A 16,612-nucleotide genomic window follows, 5' to 3' on the forward strand; every position below is an offset into this window, starting at 1 on the left:
GGTTATAGGCAAGCCGTGCGTATTGCGACCAACAGGAGGAAATGTACGGGATAAAGGGCATACGCCCAGCGCCTCATCGGGGGCGGCTGAAGATGTCGCGCATGTCGCAACAGGAACATTCCGGACAGTGGCGCGATCAGGCAGGTCGCAATGCCGAGGACCGCCACGCGGTTGCCGAACTGCGCGGATTCGAAGAGCACCTGCCACTGATTCGCCGCCAGACACACCAGCCCCGGCAGCAGGCTGAAATACCGGGGTTTGCGAAACACCAGCAACATCGCCAATGGCAGCAGGACGCCGAACAGACCGAACATCAGTCGCTCCGGGAACAACGCGGCCACCAGCAAGGCGCCGACGCCCAGTAGTCGCGAAATCGCTGTTCGATCCTGCCAGCCCCGCGCCACCAGCAAACCCAGCGCCAGCGTGGGCATCACGTTCAAGGTGTCGGGATCGGGAACGTACAAACGGTAGGGAATCTCGCTGAACAGACTGAACAGCAGCAACCAGCCCAGATAGCGCCATTCGGTCTTTCGCGCACCGTCCCGCGCCAGGTTCGCCGCCATCGCCAGACAGAACCACGGGAACGCCATCCGCCCCGGTACATACAGCCAATCGGCGCTGATCCCGACATATCGCAGGTGATCGAGCAGCATGCTCAGCAGCGCCAGCCACTTGAGCAGATCGAGTGCGCCGTCGCGCCGGCTCAGGTGCATAATCGGCTCGCATCCTTGTAAAGTTCTGACAGCGACATCCCGTGTGCTCCCCGGATGATCTTCGGTACAGTGCGCACCATCATTGACCCCACGAAGCGCCACAAGCGCCTCGATCACGGAAGCCGGCCATGACCGACAAGAGCCAACAATTCGCCAGCGACAACTACTCCGGTATCTGCCCCGAAGCCTGGGCTGCCATGGAACAGGCCAACCACGGCCACCAGCGCGCCTATGGCGACGATGAGTGGACAGCACGCGCCTCCGATTATTTCCGCAAGCTGTTCGAGACCGACTGCGAAGTGTTCTTCGCCTTCAACGGCACCGCCGCCAACTCGCTGGCGCTGTCGTCGCTGTGCCAGAGTTACCACAGCGTGATCTGCTCGGAAACCGCCCACGTCGAAACCGACGAATGCGGCGCACCGGAGTTCTTCTCCAACGGTTCGAAACTGCTGATCGCCGGCACCGAAAACGGCAAGATCACCCCGGCCTCGATCCGCGAAGTCGCGCTCAAGCGCCAGGACATTCACTACCCGAAACCGCGCGTAGTGACCCTGACTCAGGCCACCGAAGTCGGCAGCGTCTACACCCCGGAAGAAGTCCGCGCCATCAGCGACACCTGCAAGGAACTGGGCCTGAACCTGCACATGGACGGCGCGCGTTTTTCCAATGCCTGCGCATTCCTCGGCTGCTCGCCGGCGGACCTGACCTGGAAGGCCGGCGTCGACGTGCTGTGCTTCGGCGGTACGAAAAACGGCATGGCGGTGGGTGAAGCGATCCTGTTCTTCAACCACAAACTCGCCGAAGACTTCGACTACCGCTGCAAACAGGCGGGGCAACTGGCCTCGAAGATGCGATTCCTGTCGGCGCCGTGGGTCGGCATCCTGGAAAACGACGCCTGGCTCAAATACGCCCGCCACGCCAACCACTGCGCGCAACTTTTGGCAGAACTGGTCAGCGACATCCCGGGCGTGGAACTGATGTTCCCGGTCCAGGCCAACGGCGTGTTCCTGCAACTCTCGGAACCGGCCATCGCCGCCCTGACCGCTCGCGGCTGGCGCTTCTACACCTTCATCGGCAAGGGCGGCGCGCGCTTCATGTGCTCGTGGGACACCGAAGAAGAACGCGTGCGTGAACTGGCCCGCGACATTCGCGAAGTCATGTCGGCCTGATCTCCCCTCCTGTGGCGCGGGAGCCTGCTCCCCGCCACCGCTCACCTCCTCCCGTTTCAGCTCCATCGTCTACATTGTCTGTCGAGCCACCGCTCACATAACAATAAGCAGGAGCTTGCGCATGTCGCTAAAAGGCAAAACCTTGTTCATCACCGGCGCCAGCCGTGGCATCGGGCGCGAGATTGCGCTGCGGGCTGCGCGGGACGGGGCCAATATCGTGATCGCGGCCAAGAGCGCCGAACCCCACGCGAAGTTGCCCGGCACCATCCACAGCGTCGCCGAGGAAGTCGAAGCGGCCGGCGGCAAGGCTTTGGCCCTGCAACTGGATGTGCGCGAGGAAGAAGCGGTGCGTCAGGCACTGGCCCAGGCCAACGAACACTTCGGCGGGATCGACGCACTGGTGAACAACGCCGGGGCGATCAAGTTGACCGGTGTGCAGCACATCGAGCTCAAGCGCTTCGACCTGATGCACCAGATCAACACCCGCGCGGTGCTGCTGTGCAGCCAGGCGGCCCTGCCCTATTTGAAGAAGTCCGCCGGGCACATTCTCAACCTGTCGCCGCCGCTGAACATGGCCAGCAAATGGTTCGCGCAATACAGCCCCTACACCGTGACCAAGTACGGCATGAGCATGCTGACCGTCGGGATGAGCGAGGAATTCGCCAATTACGGGATCAGCGTGAATTCGCTGTGGCCGCAAACCATGATTGCCACGGCGGCGATCGAGTTTCAGCTGGGCAACCGGGAGTCGTTCAAGCATGCGCGCACGCCGCAGATCATGGCGGATGCGGCGCATGTGATTCTGGGCAGCAGCGGACGGCGAATTACCGGGCGGTTGTTGATCGATGAAGAGATCTTGCGGGAAAGCGGCGTGACCGAGTTCGATCATTACCGCTTTGAGCCGGGGAGTGATGCGAAGTTGATGACAGACCTGTTTATCGACTGAGCATTTTCAGAAACGACCTACGCCAGGTCCTACATAACTCAAACAAACCTCGCCATAGACTGCCGACTCCATTTTCGAGGAGCGCAGACTATGGCGAACCCTGCCTACATGACCATCACCGGCAAGATCCAGGGCCTTATTTCAGCCGGATGTTCGACGCCAGAATCGGTCGGCAACAAATACCAGACGGCCCATACCGATGAAATCATGGTGTTCGCCCTGAGCCATGAAATGCGCCGCGACGCCAACCTCGGCAAACCCGTCCACCGGCCGGTCATCATTACCAAAGCGGTCGACAAATCTTCCCCATTGCTGGCTCAGGCGCATTCGAACAGCGAAGAACTGGACTGCACGATCAGCCTCTACCGCACTTCGCCCCAGGGGCAGCAGGAAAAATTCTATTCGATCACCCTCGACGGGGCGGTTCTCGCTGAAATGTCGCAGGATGTGCCCCACGTGATTCTGCAAAACGATGCCCAGCCTCAAGAACAACTGGCCATTCGTTACCGCGGCATCAGTTGGGTACACCACATTGCAGGCACCACCGGCTATACCTCGTGGGGCGAAGCGGGTTGAGTTCACGGCAGCATGATCTGTGCGATGTGCAGGACGCCGCCGGCAACCTGCTTGGACAGGCACTGACCATCGGAAACCGTCATCTGGCGTATGGCATTGCACGTGTGCAATTCCATCAACAAGTCGCGTACTTCGCCAAGCGAATTACCGAGGAGGTAGCGGACGGACGCCTGACGCCGCAGCAAGGGATCAATACGCTTGCGCAGGAACAACGAGAACTGTTGAACCAGTCCCGAGCCCTGCAGCAAAACAGACACGGCACGCTCACCGGCGCGGCCAGGGCACCACGCTTGTCGATGCTTCCACAGGCCGCAGCGAACCCCGATCCGCAACGTTTACTGCGGGCCGTTCGCCAGCAGAATCTGAGAGTGACGCGCCTGAACTCAGCCCCGCTTTTTTCTGCGCATCCGGTCAACGACTTGCGATTTTTCCCCCGCGAACACTGGCCCCAGGAATTGCCGGCACCTGAGGAGCCAGGGTTCTACATCGTGCCGAAAAGTCTGTCCGCCGAGAAACTGCAGGCGCGACTGTTTCCGTCGCCCAACCCGAATGTCATCGCCAAATTCAAAAGCCTCAATCCGCTGGAAGACGTGGTGAAAGCCGGAACGCTGATTGTCCTGAGCGACCCGGACAATCAGCAATGCACCTATGAAGAATCACTGCTGATGGAAACCGCGCACATCGTCAGCATGGCGCTGGCGCCGTTGACGCTGGAAGAAGCGGACTTTTTTGCTCAGCACTATGACGTCATCAGACGGACGCTTTCAGATGGGTCAAAAGTTATTGGGGCTGGTACCGCTATGGCCGCTAACCATCTGGATGGCATCAAAACTGTTTTACGTGATCTGGAGACCCTGCACGTCCGAACTTTCGAGGGAAAGGGGAGCACACAGGCATTCCTCAGTGAACGTAAAACATTGCTGGCCCGCCTTGATATTCAACTCAACTTTCTGACTAAACGGGCAATTGGTTTTCCTGACCATCCAAATCTGAAAGCCGCGCTGGGCATCGATACGTCCAATCTCGTCCACCGTTGGAGAAAGGCCGGCGCGATCAGCCGGATTCCCGGTTATGCCACTCACATTCAAGGCGTAGTGAAAGCCTCGCAATACGTCAAATATGGCGGATGGATTGGTACGGCCGTGAGTGGCGGAGCCTCGGCAATGAAGGTTCAGGATGTTTGTACGAACGGGAGTGCCGAGGCATGCGAAAAGGTGAAATACACCGAAGCCGGAAGTTTTCTGGGTGGGGCTATCGGTTCTGCTCTGGGTGCAGCCGCAGCCCCGACAATTTGCGTGGCAATCGGGGTTACGAGTGCAGGAATCGGTGGGGTGTTGTGCGGGGTGCTGGCTGCGGGAGCTGGATCTTTTACGGGCGGATACATCGGTGAAAATCGCGGTGAGCGTGCAGGTGAGCGGATTTACGAGAGGATCAGATGAACTTTGAAACTGTAAAAGATGCATTAATCCTCGTGAGCATCATAAATTTCGCCGCACTCCTGATCGTTAATTGCATCTGGCTATACATCGCAAAAACGAAAATAAGACTAATCATGAGGAGCCTTAAAAACAGCCCGATCCGCTACAGTCTTATGATGCTATGGCATGGAGGCATGTGGGGACGCATCTACATGATGGGAGAGATTTCCCGTTTCCTGAAACGTCCGGAAATCCATATTTATCATGAGAGATTGAGTGCGGAAGACATAAAAAAATTCCCACCCGACTTTAAGCGCACGCTGCTTACACTCCACAAATGTCAGTTATTTAGCGGTATCACTTTTTTTGCTTTGGGGGCTCTCGGAGTACTCAACATAATTTAAATATCAATTGAAAATCCCCGTCTGATTTCCCCTGTAGAAGCGAGCCTGCTCGCGATAGCAGTGGGCCGTCGACACCATCATTGATGTCCCGGCCTCATCGCGAGCAGGCTCGCTCCTACAGGGAGTTGCGGCGCCTGTCAGTACTCGATCCGAACATCCCCCTTCGGCACGCTGCAGCAAGAAAGAATGTACCCCTCCGCCTCGTCGTCCTCGGTAATCCCGCCGTTGTGATCCATCTCCACCTCGCCACCCAGCTTGAGCACCTTGCACGTCCCGCAGATCCCCATGCCGCAGGCTTTCGGGATCATCAGGCCGACCTTCGCAGCCGCCGCATGCACGGTCTCGCCCGGGGCCACGCGGATGCTCTTGTCCGATGAGGTGAACTCCACCAGGTGCAGATCCGCCACCGGGATTTCCGGTGCTTCGGCGGCCTGTTCGGCTTGTTCCACTGCGTCGGCGCGGGCTTCCGGTGGCGTGGCGCCGAAGGATTCCTCGTGGTAGCGCTTCATGTCGTAACCGGCGTTTTCCAGCAGGCGCTTGACCGCCGTCATGTACGGCGTCGGGCCGCAGCAGAAGACTTCGCGCTCGAGGAAGTCCGGCACCATCAGTTCCAGCATCTTGTGATTCAGGTAGCCGCGATAACCGGCCCACGGCTCGCCCAGCCCGTGTTTCTCGCAGATCAGGTGCAGGCTGAAGTTGTCGATCCGCGACGCCATGTGTTCCAGCTCGCGGTGGTAAATGATGTCTTTGGGCGAGCGGGCGCTGTGGATGAACGTCATGTCGACGTTGCCGTTGGTGTCGTAGAACCAGCGCGCCATGGACATCACTGGCGTAATGCCGACACCGCCGCTGAGGTACAGCACTTTCGGGCTCGGGAAGTCGATGGCATTGAACAGCCCGACCGGTCCGTGCACCGCCAGCTCCTGGCCTTCGTGCAGGGTGTCGTGCAGCCAGTTGGACACCTTGCCCCCCGGCACGCGCTTGATGGTCACCGAAAAGCTGTACGGCACCGAAGGCGAGCTGGAAATGGTGTACGAACGCATGATCGGCTGGCCTTCGATTTCCAGCTCCAGGGTCACGAACTGCCCGGGCTTGAAGAAGAACAGGATCGGCTGGTCGGCCATGAAACAGAAGGTGCGCACGTCCCAGGTTTCCTGGATGACTTTGACGCAACGGACGATGTGTCGGCCATTGGCCCAGGTCTGGGTGGTGACCGGATTCAGGAAGCTGTTCGACATGCTGTTCTCCACGGCCGACTGTCGGCCTTCATGTGGCGATTCTGCGTATAGCGCGAACGGCCCGTTTACCTATCCGCGACATTCACATACTTATCGCGACCAGCCCCCAACCACCGGGGGTTGCGCGTCGGGAACAGATTGCACCATGTCGCCCATGGATAAGGTTCTCGCCTGCGCCGGCCCCACACTCGCCCCTACTACAAACCGATTCTTTACACCTTGCGTTGCACCCTTTAGCCGCACACCCGATCAGCCACTTTCGCGGCCACGCAGATGGCCTTGAGGAATTCATCGATGGACACCGCAAAACTCAGCCTGGGCGACCTGCTGGAACCCGCACGCAAGGCCACCGCACAAATGCTGCAGGAGCGCGAGCGCACCTATTCGCTGCCGCAACCGTTCTACAGTGACGATCGCCTGTTCGATATCGACATGCAGGAGATCTTCCAGAAAGAGTGGTTGATCGCCGGCATGACCTGCGAGATCCCGGCCAAGGGCAACTACATCACCCTGCAGATCGGCAAAAACCCGATCATCGTCATTCGCGGCGCCGAAGGCGTGGTGCATGCGTTCCACAATGTCTGCCGCCACCGTGGCTCGCGCCTGTGCACCAGTGACAAGGGCAAGGTCGCCAAACTGGTCTGCCACTACCACCAGTGGACCTACGAGCTGGACGGTCGTCTGCTGTTCGCCGGCACCGAAATGGGCGCCGACTTCGACATGAAGCAGTACGGCCTCAAACCGGTGAACGTGAAGACCGCCGGCGGCTACATCTTCATCAGCCTGGCGGAGAACCCGCCGGCCATCGATGACTTCCTGTCGACCCTGAACCACTACATGGAACCCTACGACATGGAGAACACCAAGGTGGCGATTACCACCACCTTGATGGAAAAGGCCAACTGGAAGCTGGTGCTGGAAAACAACCGCGAGTGCTACCACTGCAACGGTTCACACCCCGAGTTGCTGAAAACCCTGCTGGAGTGGGACGACGTCACCGACCCGCGCGCCGACCAGGCATTCAAGGACCACGTCGCCGCGTCTGCTGCCGCGTGGGAAGCCGAAAAGATCCCTTACGCCCACGCCAGTTTCGGCCTGCGCAACCGTATCGTGCGCATGCCGCTGCTCAAGGGCACCGTGTCGATGACCATGGACGGCAAACAGGGCTGCGCCAAACTGATGGGCCGGATCAAGAACCCGGACCTGGGCTCGATGCGCATCCTGCACCTGCCGCACTCGTGGAACCACTGCATGGGCGATCACATCATCGTGTTCACCGTGTGGCCGATCAGCGCCCAGGAAACCATGGTCACCACCAAGTGGATCGTGCACAAGGATGCCGTGGAAGGCGTGGACTACGACGTCGAGCGCATGCGCAAAGTGTGGGACGCGACCAACGATCAGGACCGTCGCCTGGCCGAAGAAAACCAGCGCGGGATCAACTCCACCGCGTACCAGCCGGGGCCGTACTCCAAGACTTATGAGTTCGGCGTGGTCAATTTCGTCGACTGGTACAGCGAGCGCATGCTGAGCAACCTCGGGGCCGAGCCTGCGCCGTACCTCAAGGGTGTTCCGGTTCAGGGCTGATTCGCGTCATTGATCGTTCCCGCGTCCTGCGCGGGAACGATCAAACGGATCACTTCGATGACCACCTCACAGATCCGTCTTCGCCAATAAACTCCTCGAAAATCTCCTCCCCCACCAACCTGATCTTCGCGTACCCGTTCAACACCCGCAGCGGATAATCCGGATCCTTCGCATCCTGGGTCTCGGAAAACAGTATCCGCGAATGCCCGTTCAGCTCGCTGGTGGTGCCATAGGGAATCGCCCCGTGCCCGGCGCAGCGCGCATGCAAACCGCCCTGGGTGGCGTAGACGATGCCGTTGTGCAGATGCCCCCAGTACCAGTAATCCGGCTCCCGCCCCAGTGCATCGCACACCGGTTGATACAGCGCGGTCTTGTTGTGCCCGGTGATATCGAAACCCTGGTGATGACTGAGCACCATGAGCTTCTTGCGTTTGGGCAAGCCCTTCATCCAGGCGATCTGCGGCTCGTTCAGCGTGCCGTCCATATACAGGTTCATCACGTCCGAGGCGTACGCCGTATCCAGCCCGACAATCAGCCAGTCGTCGTTGATCAGGGCAAAGTAGCTGGTGCCCTGCTGCCCGGGAAAACGCGCGGCCAGTTCCTTGAAATAACCGTGGGCGCCGCTGTACATCTCGTGGTTGGAATTAAGGGTGAACGAGCCGTGGGTGCCCATCGGCCAGCCGGACATGTCGGTGTCCTCCTGGGAATGGGTGCCCGCGTAGTAGACATCCCCCAGGTGAATGGTGAAGTCGGCATTGGCCAGTTGCATCTGGTTGGCCACCGACACCGCCGGCGCATGACTGTTGAATGGCCCGGTGCCCCAGTCGCCGGCAATCGCCAACGTCACTTCGCGATCCATGGTCACCAGCGCCGGGTCGGTACCGAAGGTCGCGTGGTGACGCAGGTTTTCGATCCATTTGAGCAGCGCCTCGCTCCACAGCAGGTCCAGCAGTTCCCACTTGCGACAGCCGAGCAGCGTGCCGTCCTTGAGTACTTTGGTTTGCAGTTGATCAGGGGACTGCGGCAACGGCGTTGCATTGCCGATGCGCAGGATCGACAACCCGTGGGATAACTCCCACGGCACCGCCGGCTCGTCATCCGGCAGCTCGCCGTTTTTCAGCACGTATTGCGCCTGATCATGACCACGCTGGAGCAACTTGATGATGGCCTGGAACTCCTCGGGTTCCAGTTCGCTGATGAGCTTCATCCAGGCCATTTCCACTCGCGTGAACAGGCCGTGCAGACGAACCTTGACCTTGTCGATTTCATGTTTCAGATGACCGACCGCTGACATGGCGTAATCCTCTATCCGTAAGGGTTCACAGGGTTTTCATGAATTCGATCAGCGCGCGTTTGTCGTCGTCCGACAGCGTCGTGCCATACAGGTGACCGGTGTTGTGATTGCCCTCCAGGCGCGTGTCGTACTTGAAGTCCGCCGAGGCTTTCGCTTGGGCGCCGCTGGTCACGAAGCCGACGTTGACCGGGTCGTAGACATCGGAGCCGGTGATGAACACCTGCGGACGTTTTTCCGGTGGTTGCAGCAAGTCCCACAGGGTCGGTACCGAGCCGTTGTGCAGGTACGGCGCGCGCAGCCAGATGCCGTCGGTGGGCGTGTTGCTGTAGCTCTGGGTCTTGCGGTAGGCGCCGAAATCGAACGGCGGTTTCTTGAAGGTGTGGAACGCCGCCACCAACCCGGTGGTAAACGAGTCGAGGCGATGCGGATCGGTGCCTAGCTGGTCGATGTTGGTGGTGACCTGCCCGGTGTCGGCGCGACCGAAGTCGTGGCAACCGGCGCAATTGGCTTCCCAGATCGGTTTTCCCTGAGCGACTTTGGCCTGATCCAGCGCCCACGGCCACGCCGGCGCCTTGTGCCCGAGCAGCCAGTTGGTCACGCGGTTGAAGCTCGGCGGCAACACCGACTCCGGCGTCGCGCCCACGGCCATCGCGGCGGCGTAGTTGCGCTCGTGGATCTTGTTGTTATTGCCGTCCCAGTGCAGGTACATCGATTCCCGGGGTTTCTGGTTCCACACTTGCGGCAGGTCGACGGTGCCGATGGTCGAGTCATCCGGGAAGCCGAACACCACCATTTTCGTCGGGTTGAAGGTGTCGGTACGCCCCGGCCCTTGCGGCGGACGCAGTTTCTGCCAGGCGTAGGCCTGCTTCTGTTTGAGCAGCGCGGTCTTGGCCATCGGGATGATCAGGTAACGGTTGTAGAGCCGCTCGAAGAAGCCGAGCTGGAACTTGCTGTTGATCGCCGCCATCACCGCGTCGGTGGTGAATTTCGGGTCGCTGGCGCAATCGTAGGCGAACCACTGGAAGGCCTGCAGTTGCAGGGTGTTGGCCGGTGCACTCGGCACATTGACCGCAACGTCGCTGGCATTCGCCCGGTAGGAGCCGGTGTGACACAAAGCGCAGTTCGGCTCGACAGTCGGGTAACCGATCTGCCGCTTGGCCATGCCGATCGGCAGGTCCTTGCCGTTCTCGAACAGGAAGCCGAAGACCTCCCAGCCGCCGGGTTTCGGCATCTTTTCCGGGCACATTTGCGGCAGCACGGAGAACAGGTAATACGGGATCCGCGCTTCGATGCCCAAGCCAATGGCGGCGTATTTGTAGTGATCTTCGTCGGAGGCGTATTCCTGCTCCGGCACCACGCGCAGCATCTGATACCAGGTCTGGTAACCGATGAACGCCAACAGCGCGACCACCACCAGCGTACCGACCTTGAACGCGTGGTTCTGCCAATGCCGCGCCCACGCCGCCCGCCATTCGCGCCAGCCGTCACAGAGCAGCGCCAATGGTCGGTTTTCAGGGGTGGTGCCGAGGTACAGCAGAATGCCGAGGATCAGGAAGAAACTCAGATCGCCCATCAGCATCGGCACGAACACCGAGCCCTGGCTGCTGGTGTCGATCAGGTAGATCCAGAACGTCACGGCGATCAGCCGCGTCAGCACACACAGCCAGGAATGCACCACGTAGCGCGGTGCGTTGAAGCCCGACGGCATGTAGAACACGCTGATGCCCACCAGCAGCATCCCGGCGTTTTCCAGCCACGGGTCGGAGAGTTGCGGCGGCAGGCCGACCACCGATGTCAGCAACCCCGGCGCGAACAGCGCCGGGATCGCGAACACCATGTTCATCGCTATGCCGAGCCAGATGAAACGTTGAAACCAGCGGATGTAGCTGTCCATGTCATCCATTTCCTTGTGCAACCCGAAAGATGTAGTGCCTGACCTACCGCCTTCGCGGGCAAGCCCGCTCCCACATTGGACTGGGGTGTCTGCTGATTTTGTGACCGGCACAAAACCCTGTGGGAGCTGGCTTGCCAGCGATGCAGTCGACTCGGTTCGAGATCAACCGAGGGCCGTCTTCTCCAGGTGTTCAAGGATGATCGGATACACATCGACCACCGCGTTCTTGCCGAACATGCAATCGATGTGGCCGTAACCCGGCACCACATGCCGGCTGTAGCGCTCCGGTCCGTGTTTCTCGCAAACCCGCTGATAGGTCTTGAGTGTGCTCTCCGGCAAGTAGCACTGGTTTTCCGCACCGCTGATGAAACAGATCGGCATGGTCAGCCGGTCGAAGTGCGGCATGTACACATCGTTGCCCTTGAAGTCCACCAGATGCCCTTTGCGCACGATCAGCGCCAGGTGTTCGAAGGTCTCGATGTTCGACTCGCCGAACAGTTCATGCAGGTTGTCGTGCAGCGTCTCGTTGAGGGTGTCGTGGCGGTACAGCGAGGCGTACATGAAGGTGATGCGGTGACACACCGGGTTGGTGCAATAGCCCTGGGCTTCGATCCGCGCGTAGCCGTTGAGGGCCTTGTCGTACAGCCGGTTGAACCAGTTTTCCTTGCTGTCTGCATAGGCAGTCATGGATTTGATGCCGATGGCGTCGAGCATCCCCGGCAAGTGCAGACCGGCCTTCAGCCCCGTCGCCGTCGCGACCACCGTATCAGCGGCAATCTGCGAGCAGACCACCGAACGCACGCCTTGCAGCCCGGCCAGCAACGACATGAAGAAGGTCGTTGCGCCGTAGCAATGCACCACGCACTGCACGTCCTTCGCGCCGGTCTGCTGCTGGATCTGCCCGATGGCAGCCTTGAAGTCGTACTGGGCGATCTGGTCGCCGTTCCATTCCTTCTTACTCGCCGGCAGCAGGATGCTCACGCGGAAATCCAGCAGCCACACGTCGTAGTCATGTTTGCAGAGAAACTCCAGCAGGTTGGTCTGGATGGTGTCGGTGGAAAAGATATTCGAGCCCACACCCAAGCCATGCACCAGCATCACCGGCCCTTTGCTGCCGGCCTGATAGCGACTCAGGCGCAGCTCCACGCCGTCCTCGGTGGGGAAGAAATGCACATCCGGCGTCGGCGCATCCAGCGGCCGTTTCAAGCGTGGCGGTGCGTCGGGGTTGAAGTATTTGTCGCCGGCGAACACGCCGCCGTAACTCTCCCAGAGAATCCCGGCGAAGAACTTGCCGAACCGCGCCAGCCCTTCGATACGCTCACGCTCGTTGCGCGCGTTGAGCACTTTCATGGTGGTCATCTGCTTGGCGAAATCCGCCGGTTTGATGTGCATCACACCCGAGCCGATGACTTCGCCGGACTTGTCCGGGCCGCGATACAGCGTCACGTAGAGGGTGCTGGTGTCATGCCAGATGTTCAGCACGCCGTTGTCTTCCGGCACGGTTTTGAAGGCGCTGAAGAAATAGTCGTTGCCGTCCTCGGCGGTCAGTTTCATGTCGTATTTCATGTGGCGAGTGTCGACCTGCTGCTCGAATTGCTCGAACAGGTTGAACACGCCGTTGCTGGCGGTCAGCGGCTGCGGCGACAGGGCCGGGGCGATCACCGTGCCGACGATGGTCGCGGCGTGCTCCGGCTCCTTGATCATCCGGTTGAGGTCGTTGGCGGTGATGGTCAGGGTGAAATCGATCGGCGAGTTGTCTGCTTCGCCGCGTTTGGCGGCCGCCTCATAAACCTTCAGATCGGTACTCTGCGCTGCGGTGAAGGCCCGGGAGAAATAGCCCTTCATGGTCTCGGTGAACTGCACGCCGAGGGTCGGTGGCACCGGTTGTTTGCGCGGCGCCGAAGGTAGTGTGTAATCGATTTTCCAGCCCCGGTCGGCGGCCAGCAGACCCATGTTGCGCTCGCTGACAGCGGAGATGGTCAGCAGCGGGTTGACCGCCAATGAGGTCGGAATCACCGCGCCGTCGGTCACGTACAGGTTGGCGTAGACATCGGTGCCACTGGCGCCGCTAAACACCTGGCCCTTGTGGTTGACCACGCCTTGCGCGGCGTCTTCGCCCATCACGCAACCGCCCAGCGGATGCACCGAGACGATGCTGTGCCTGAGCAGCTTGGTCCAGATCGGATTCTCGACCCAGATCCCGCCCAGTGCCTTGGTGCTCTGGTGCAGGCGTTCGTTGCCGATCTTGAAGTTTTCCTGCTCGCCCACACCCGGCCAATCGATGCGCAGCTGGTCCTTGCTGTCGAGGACCATGCGTCCCTGGCCGCTGTCGTGGCTCATGATCAGGTAGGTCTGCATGTTATGCAGCGCGCCGTAGTACGGGCCGCGCAGGAAGCTTTCGGCTTCGCGCTCCTTGTATTTCACTTTGCCGCTGAAGCTGTCGTCGGTGGGCACCCCGATCATCTCGGCGAACCCGGCCATCGCCGGCACCATCGGCCGCCCGAGGGCGCCGGGAATCGAGCCCTCCTCGATGACCATGCGACTGCTGCGATCACCTTCGTTGCGCATGTCGATGATCGACGTGATGCACGGGCCGACCGGTTTCATCTCCTTGGCCGAGTGCGTACCGAAACCGATGCCGTTGATGGTCTGCTCGCAGTTGTGGCCGAAGCCGAGGATGTCGCCGTTGCCGCTCATGTTCTCGCCGAGCTGGCCGGACATCGCCAGGCCCTTGTCCCGCGAGCGCAGCAGAATCTCGGTGGAACCAAGAGTGCCGGCGGATACCACGACAATGTCGGCCTTCACGAACAGGGTCGGTGCGTCGAATTTCTCGCGGCCACTGTCGAGGTACTGGAAGTGCACGATCCAGCCATCACCGTCGCGCTCCAGATGCCGTACCTGTGCCTGGCAGAAAATCTCCGCGCCGTGATTGGTGGCGTCCGGCAAATAGTTCATCAGCGTGGTGTTCTTGGCCTTGTTGTTACAGCCTGAAACGCAGTCGCCGCAGTGGTTGCACGGCAGTTGCTCGACGCCGACGTGGTTGAGGTTGTTCGGCAGTTTGTCGAAGGTCACGTTGATCGGTGGCTTGTAAAAATTCGCACCTTGCTTGAGGAAGTCCGCGGACTTTTTGTTGGCATCGAGCTTGGGCAGGTTCGGTGCGCTGTCCGGATAAGCGTTGGGTTTGAGCATGGTCCGGGCTTTTTCGTAACCCGCCTTGAGCAAACCATCCTGGTCCTCGCGCACCGCCAACGGCCAGCGTGGATCCTTGAACACATCGGCTGTCGGCTCCAGCGAAACGTTGGCATTGATCAACGACGTGCCACCGAGGCCACAACCGACCACCACGTTCTGCTGCGCGTTGACGTGCAGATCGAACAACCCGGTGCGTGAGCCGATGTGGCCGTCCGGGTCGTGCACCTGCAACTCTTCGGTCGCAGCGATCATGGTGTTGGGGTATTCGCCGGGCTGGATTTCCCGACCGCGCTCCAGCAGGCACACCTTCTTGCCGGCCCGGGACAGGCGCGAAGCGGCAATGCCGCCGCCGTACCCGGAGCCGATGACGATCACGTCGTAGTGTTCCTTGATGTCGCTGATGGGCGTTGCGATCCGTGTCATGAGGTGGTTCCTCTCTCAGGCAGATGGGGCAACTCTGCGGTTGCCTGCAATCAATGGGCGAACGGGCACCTGGCCCCCGGGCAGGCCCGGCGGCAGTACAGCGGTGTGGCAGGATTCAGGCGCTATAGACGGGCATGCTGATTGGCGGCACGACGCAAAGTGCGCGTGCGCGGCTTCGGGGCTGACAGCAAGCGGAGATTGAGGGGTGAGCGATGTGGCTGGGTATCCATCACGCGTTCTCCCTGAACCAGATGTGGATAAGTGACGGCGGTCCTTGTGCCATTGGAGTGAAGACAGCGGCCGGTTTGAAGTCAAGGCACGCTTTTAGAACTGTATGAAATCTGATCAATTTCCATTTGGACTATAGCCGGCGGGGCTTGCAGGGTTTGGCGAACAAGTTATCCACATAACCACCCACAGCAAATGGGGACAACTGTGGATGACCTTGGAAAATAATCGGGGTTTTGTGAAGAAAAACCGTGACTTATTCAGAACCACCGATTCCATTAGCGATTGACTATTTTTTGATCAAGTCGCCACGAGCAACGGATTACGTGGCTTTCAGAGGATGGCGAACACCTTATCCACAGAAACGCCAACAGAGTTCGGGGGTAACTTGGCGGGTGCTGTGGAAAAGCGTTGAAAGCGTTGATAAATCGGGGTTTGCGTCGGGTTGGTGGGGTTAAAAGGCTGAATTGATCGTTTTTTGATCAAATCTTTGTAAGCCACGGTTTATATGGCTCTTGGAGGATAGCGAACATCTTATCCACAGAAGCGCCAACAGAGATTGGGGGCAAGTCTGGGAGTTATCCTGGGAAAAAAGCTCGAAAAAACCGCGAGTTAGGCTGGTTGTTTTTTGATCTTCGGGCTGGAGGGCTTGGTTGGCGTGGGGTTCAGGGATGGGCGAACACGTTATCCACAGATCCGCCAACAGGGATTGTGGGTAAAAACCCTCTTCCAAAGGAAGAGGGTCAAATTCAGGACTCTAGCGGACAACACCTTCTTCTATCAGCAGTTTGAGAATAGCTTCGGCACCTGCCTCGGCAGTCACGCCCTTGAGCACCTGCCCCCCACCCCCACTGGCCTTGGCCGTCGCAGCCTTCATCCGATCCGCCCCGCTCTTGGCCTTGATCACCTTCAACCGTTTCGGCCGGGGCTTGGCCGGTTGCAGGGTCGCTACCGCAAGCAATTCGTCATCCACCACTTCCACATCTTTTGCCTGAAGAACGCCGCGTCGTGCCGGGCCGTAAGCACTTTGCCGAGGCTTGGGCGCCGCGTTATCCACAGTCGCCAGAAACGGCAGCCGCACCTTCAGTCGTCGCCGCTGCCCACGGGGCAACGCTTGCAGCACCAGCGCCGAGCCATCGTTGATCGACTCGACCTGAGCCAAACCGACGACCAATGGCCATCCCAGCCCTTCGGCCAGCAGGAACGGCAGCATCCCCGAACCTTCACCGGTTTCCGCCTGACTGCCGGTCAACACGACCTGAGCTCCGGCATCCCGCAAATAGTCGGTCAACGCCGGCAACGCATCCGCACCGGCCGGTTGTTCCAGCACATGCATCTGTTCCAGGCCCATGCCCAGATAAGCGCGCAGCGCAGGTTCGCCAATGTCCCCGGCATGCAGCACTTGCAGGTTATCCCCAGCCAGTTGCAAGCCGAGTTCCACCGCCCGTGCATCCTGTTCGGCACGACGCGGGCGGCCCGAGGTCGGGTGGGCGCCGATTGAAACCAGACTGATGATCTTTGTGCTCATAC

Annotated in this window: 11 protein-coding genes; 5 read left to right on the forward strand and 6 right to left on the reverse strand. The window is 59.9% G+C overall.

The features are described 5' to 3' along the window. Nucleotides 1-2 precede the first annotated feature (2 nt). The gene (locus IF189_RS26140; protein WP_192552463.1) at nt 3-713 is read right to left on the reverse strand and encodes a TraX family protein; all 711 of its coding nucleotides are present in this window, start codon (nt 711-713) and stop codon (nt 3-5) included. A 128-nt stretch (nt 714-841) separates the two neighbouring features. Here IF189_RS26140 and IF189_RS26145 point away from each other — a divergent pair, with 128 nt between their 5' ends. The 4 genes from IF189_RS26145 (at nt 842) to IF189_RS26160 (ending at nt 4,843) form a co-directional block, all read left to right on the forward strand. Next, entirely contained in the window at nt 842-1,882 is a 1,041-nt protein-coding gene (locus tag IF189_RS26145; RefSeq protein ID WP_007959802.1) for a low specificity L-threonine aldolase, read from the forward strand. A 121-nt stretch (nt 1,883-2,003) separates the two neighbouring features. Next, entirely contained in the window at nt 2,004-2,828 is an 825-nt protein-coding gene (locus tag IF189_RS26150; RefSeq protein WP_134828343.1) for an SDR family oxidoreductase, read from the forward strand. A 90-nt stretch (nt 2,829-2,918) separates the two neighbouring features. Further along, nucleotides 2,919-3,404 (forward strand): Hcp family type VI secretion system effector, encoded by a 486-nt coding sequence (locus IF189_RS26155; protein WP_134828344.1) that lies wholly within the window; start codon nt 2,919-2,921, stop codon nt 3,402-3,404. A 26-nt stretch (nt 3,405-3,430) separates the two neighbouring features. Next, on the forward strand, nt 3,431-4,843 hold the full coding sequence (locus IF189_RS26160; protein WP_225739922.1) for a hypothetical protein: 1,413 nt from the start codon (nt 3,431-3,433) through the stop codon (nt 4,841-4,843). A 520-nt stretch (nt 4,844-5,363) separates the two neighbouring features. On the opposite strand, the gene gbcB is transcribed toward IF189_RS26160, so the two are convergent. Continuing rightward, nucleotides 5,364-6,464, reverse strand: a complete 1,101-nt coding sequence (gene gbcB / locus IF189_RS26165; protein WP_085709156.1) for a glycine-betaine demethylase subunit GbcB — start codon at nt 6,462-6,464, stop codon at nt 5,364-5,366. Between the two features lie 294 nt (nt 6,465-6,758). Here gbcB and gbcA point away from each other — a divergent pair, with 294 nt between their 5' ends. Continuing rightward, entirely contained in the window at nt 6,759-8,051 is a 1,293-nt protein-coding gene (gene gbcA / locus IF189_RS26170) for a glycine-betaine demethylase subunit GbcA (protein ID WP_192552464.1), read from the forward strand. 49 nt (nt 8,052-8,100) lie between these two features. Here the strand turns inward: gbcA and IF189_RS26175 are convergent, their stop codons facing one another. From IF189_RS26175 to IF189_RS26190, 4 genes are all read right to left on the reverse strand, one after another. Next, on the reverse strand, nt 8,101-9,345 hold the full coding sequence (locus IF189_RS26175; RefSeq protein WP_134828346.1) for a metallophosphoesterase family protein: 1,245 nt from the start codon (nt 9,343-9,345) through the stop codon (nt 8,101-8,103). Nucleotides 9,346-9,370: 25 nt separating this feature from the next. Beyond that, nucleotides 9,371-11,239, reverse strand: coding sequence for a hypothetical protein (locus IF189_RS26180; protein WP_192552465.1), 1,869 nt, complete (start codon nt 11,237-11,239; stop codon nt 9,371-9,373). A 162-nt stretch (nt 11,240-11,401) separates the two neighbouring features. Beyond that, nucleotides 11,402-14,854, reverse strand: a complete 3,453-nt coding sequence (locus IF189_RS26185) for an alpha/beta fold hydrolase (protein ID WP_192552466.1) — start codon at nt 14,852-14,854, stop codon at nt 11,402-11,404. A gap of 985 nt (nt 14,855-15,839) precedes the next feature. Beyond that, on the reverse strand, nt 15,840-16,610 hold the full coding sequence (locus IF189_RS26190; RefSeq protein WP_134828349.1) for an electron transfer flavoprotein subunit beta: 771 nt from the start codon (nt 16,608-16,610) through the stop codon (nt 15,840-15,842). Between the last annotated feature and the right edge of the window lie 2 nt (nt 16,611-16,612).

Source organism: Pseudomonas sp. IzPS59 (assembly GCF_014863505.1).
Taxonomy (GTDB): domain Bacteria; phylum Pseudomonadota; class Gammaproteobacteria; order Pseudomonadales; family Pseudomonadaceae; genus Aquipseudomonas; species Aquipseudomonas kribbensis.

What these genes read in the sequence shown, in the direction of transcription:
- IF189_RS26140 (WP_192552463.1), bottom strand. Translation starts at nt 713, where the DNA reads ATGCACCTGAGCCGGCGCGACGGCGCACTCGATCTGCTCAAGTGGCTG.
- IF189_RS26145 (WP_007959802.1), top strand. Translation starts at nt 842, where the DNA reads ATGACCGACAAGAGCCAACAATTCGCCAGCGACAACTACTCCGGTATC.
- IF189_RS26150 (WP_134828343.1), top strand. Translation starts at nt 2,004, where the DNA reads ATGTCGCTAAAAGGCAAAACCTTGTTCATCACCGGCGCCAGCCGTGGC.
- IF189_RS26155 (WP_134828344.1), top strand. Translation starts at nt 2,919, where the DNA reads ATGGCGAACCCTGCCTACATGACCATCACCGGCAAGATCCAGGGCCTT.
- gbcB (WP_085709156.1), bottom strand. Translation starts at nt 6,464, where the DNA reads ATGTCGAACAGCTTCCTGAATCCGGTCACCACCCAGACCTGGGCCAAT.
- gbcA (WP_192552464.1), top strand. Translation starts at nt 6,759, where the DNA reads ATGGACACCGCAAAACTCAGCCTGGGCGACCTGCTGGAACCCGCACGC.
- IF189_RS26175 (WP_134828346.1), bottom strand. Translation starts at nt 9,345, where the DNA reads ATGTCAGCGGTCGGTCATCTGAAACATGAAATCGACAAGGTCAAGGTT.
- IF189_RS26180 (WP_192552465.1), bottom strand. Translation starts at nt 11,239, where the DNA reads ATGGACAGCTACATCCGCTGGTTTCAACGTTTCATCTGGCTCGGCATA.
- IF189_RS26185 (WP_192552466.1), bottom strand. Translation starts at nt 14,854, where the DNA reads ATGACACGGATCGCAACGCCCATCAGCGACATCAAGGAACACTACGAC.
- IF189_RS26190 (WP_134828349.1), bottom strand. Translation starts at nt 16,610, where the DNA reads ATGAGCACAAAGATCATCAGTCTGGTTTCAATCGGCGCCCACCCGACC.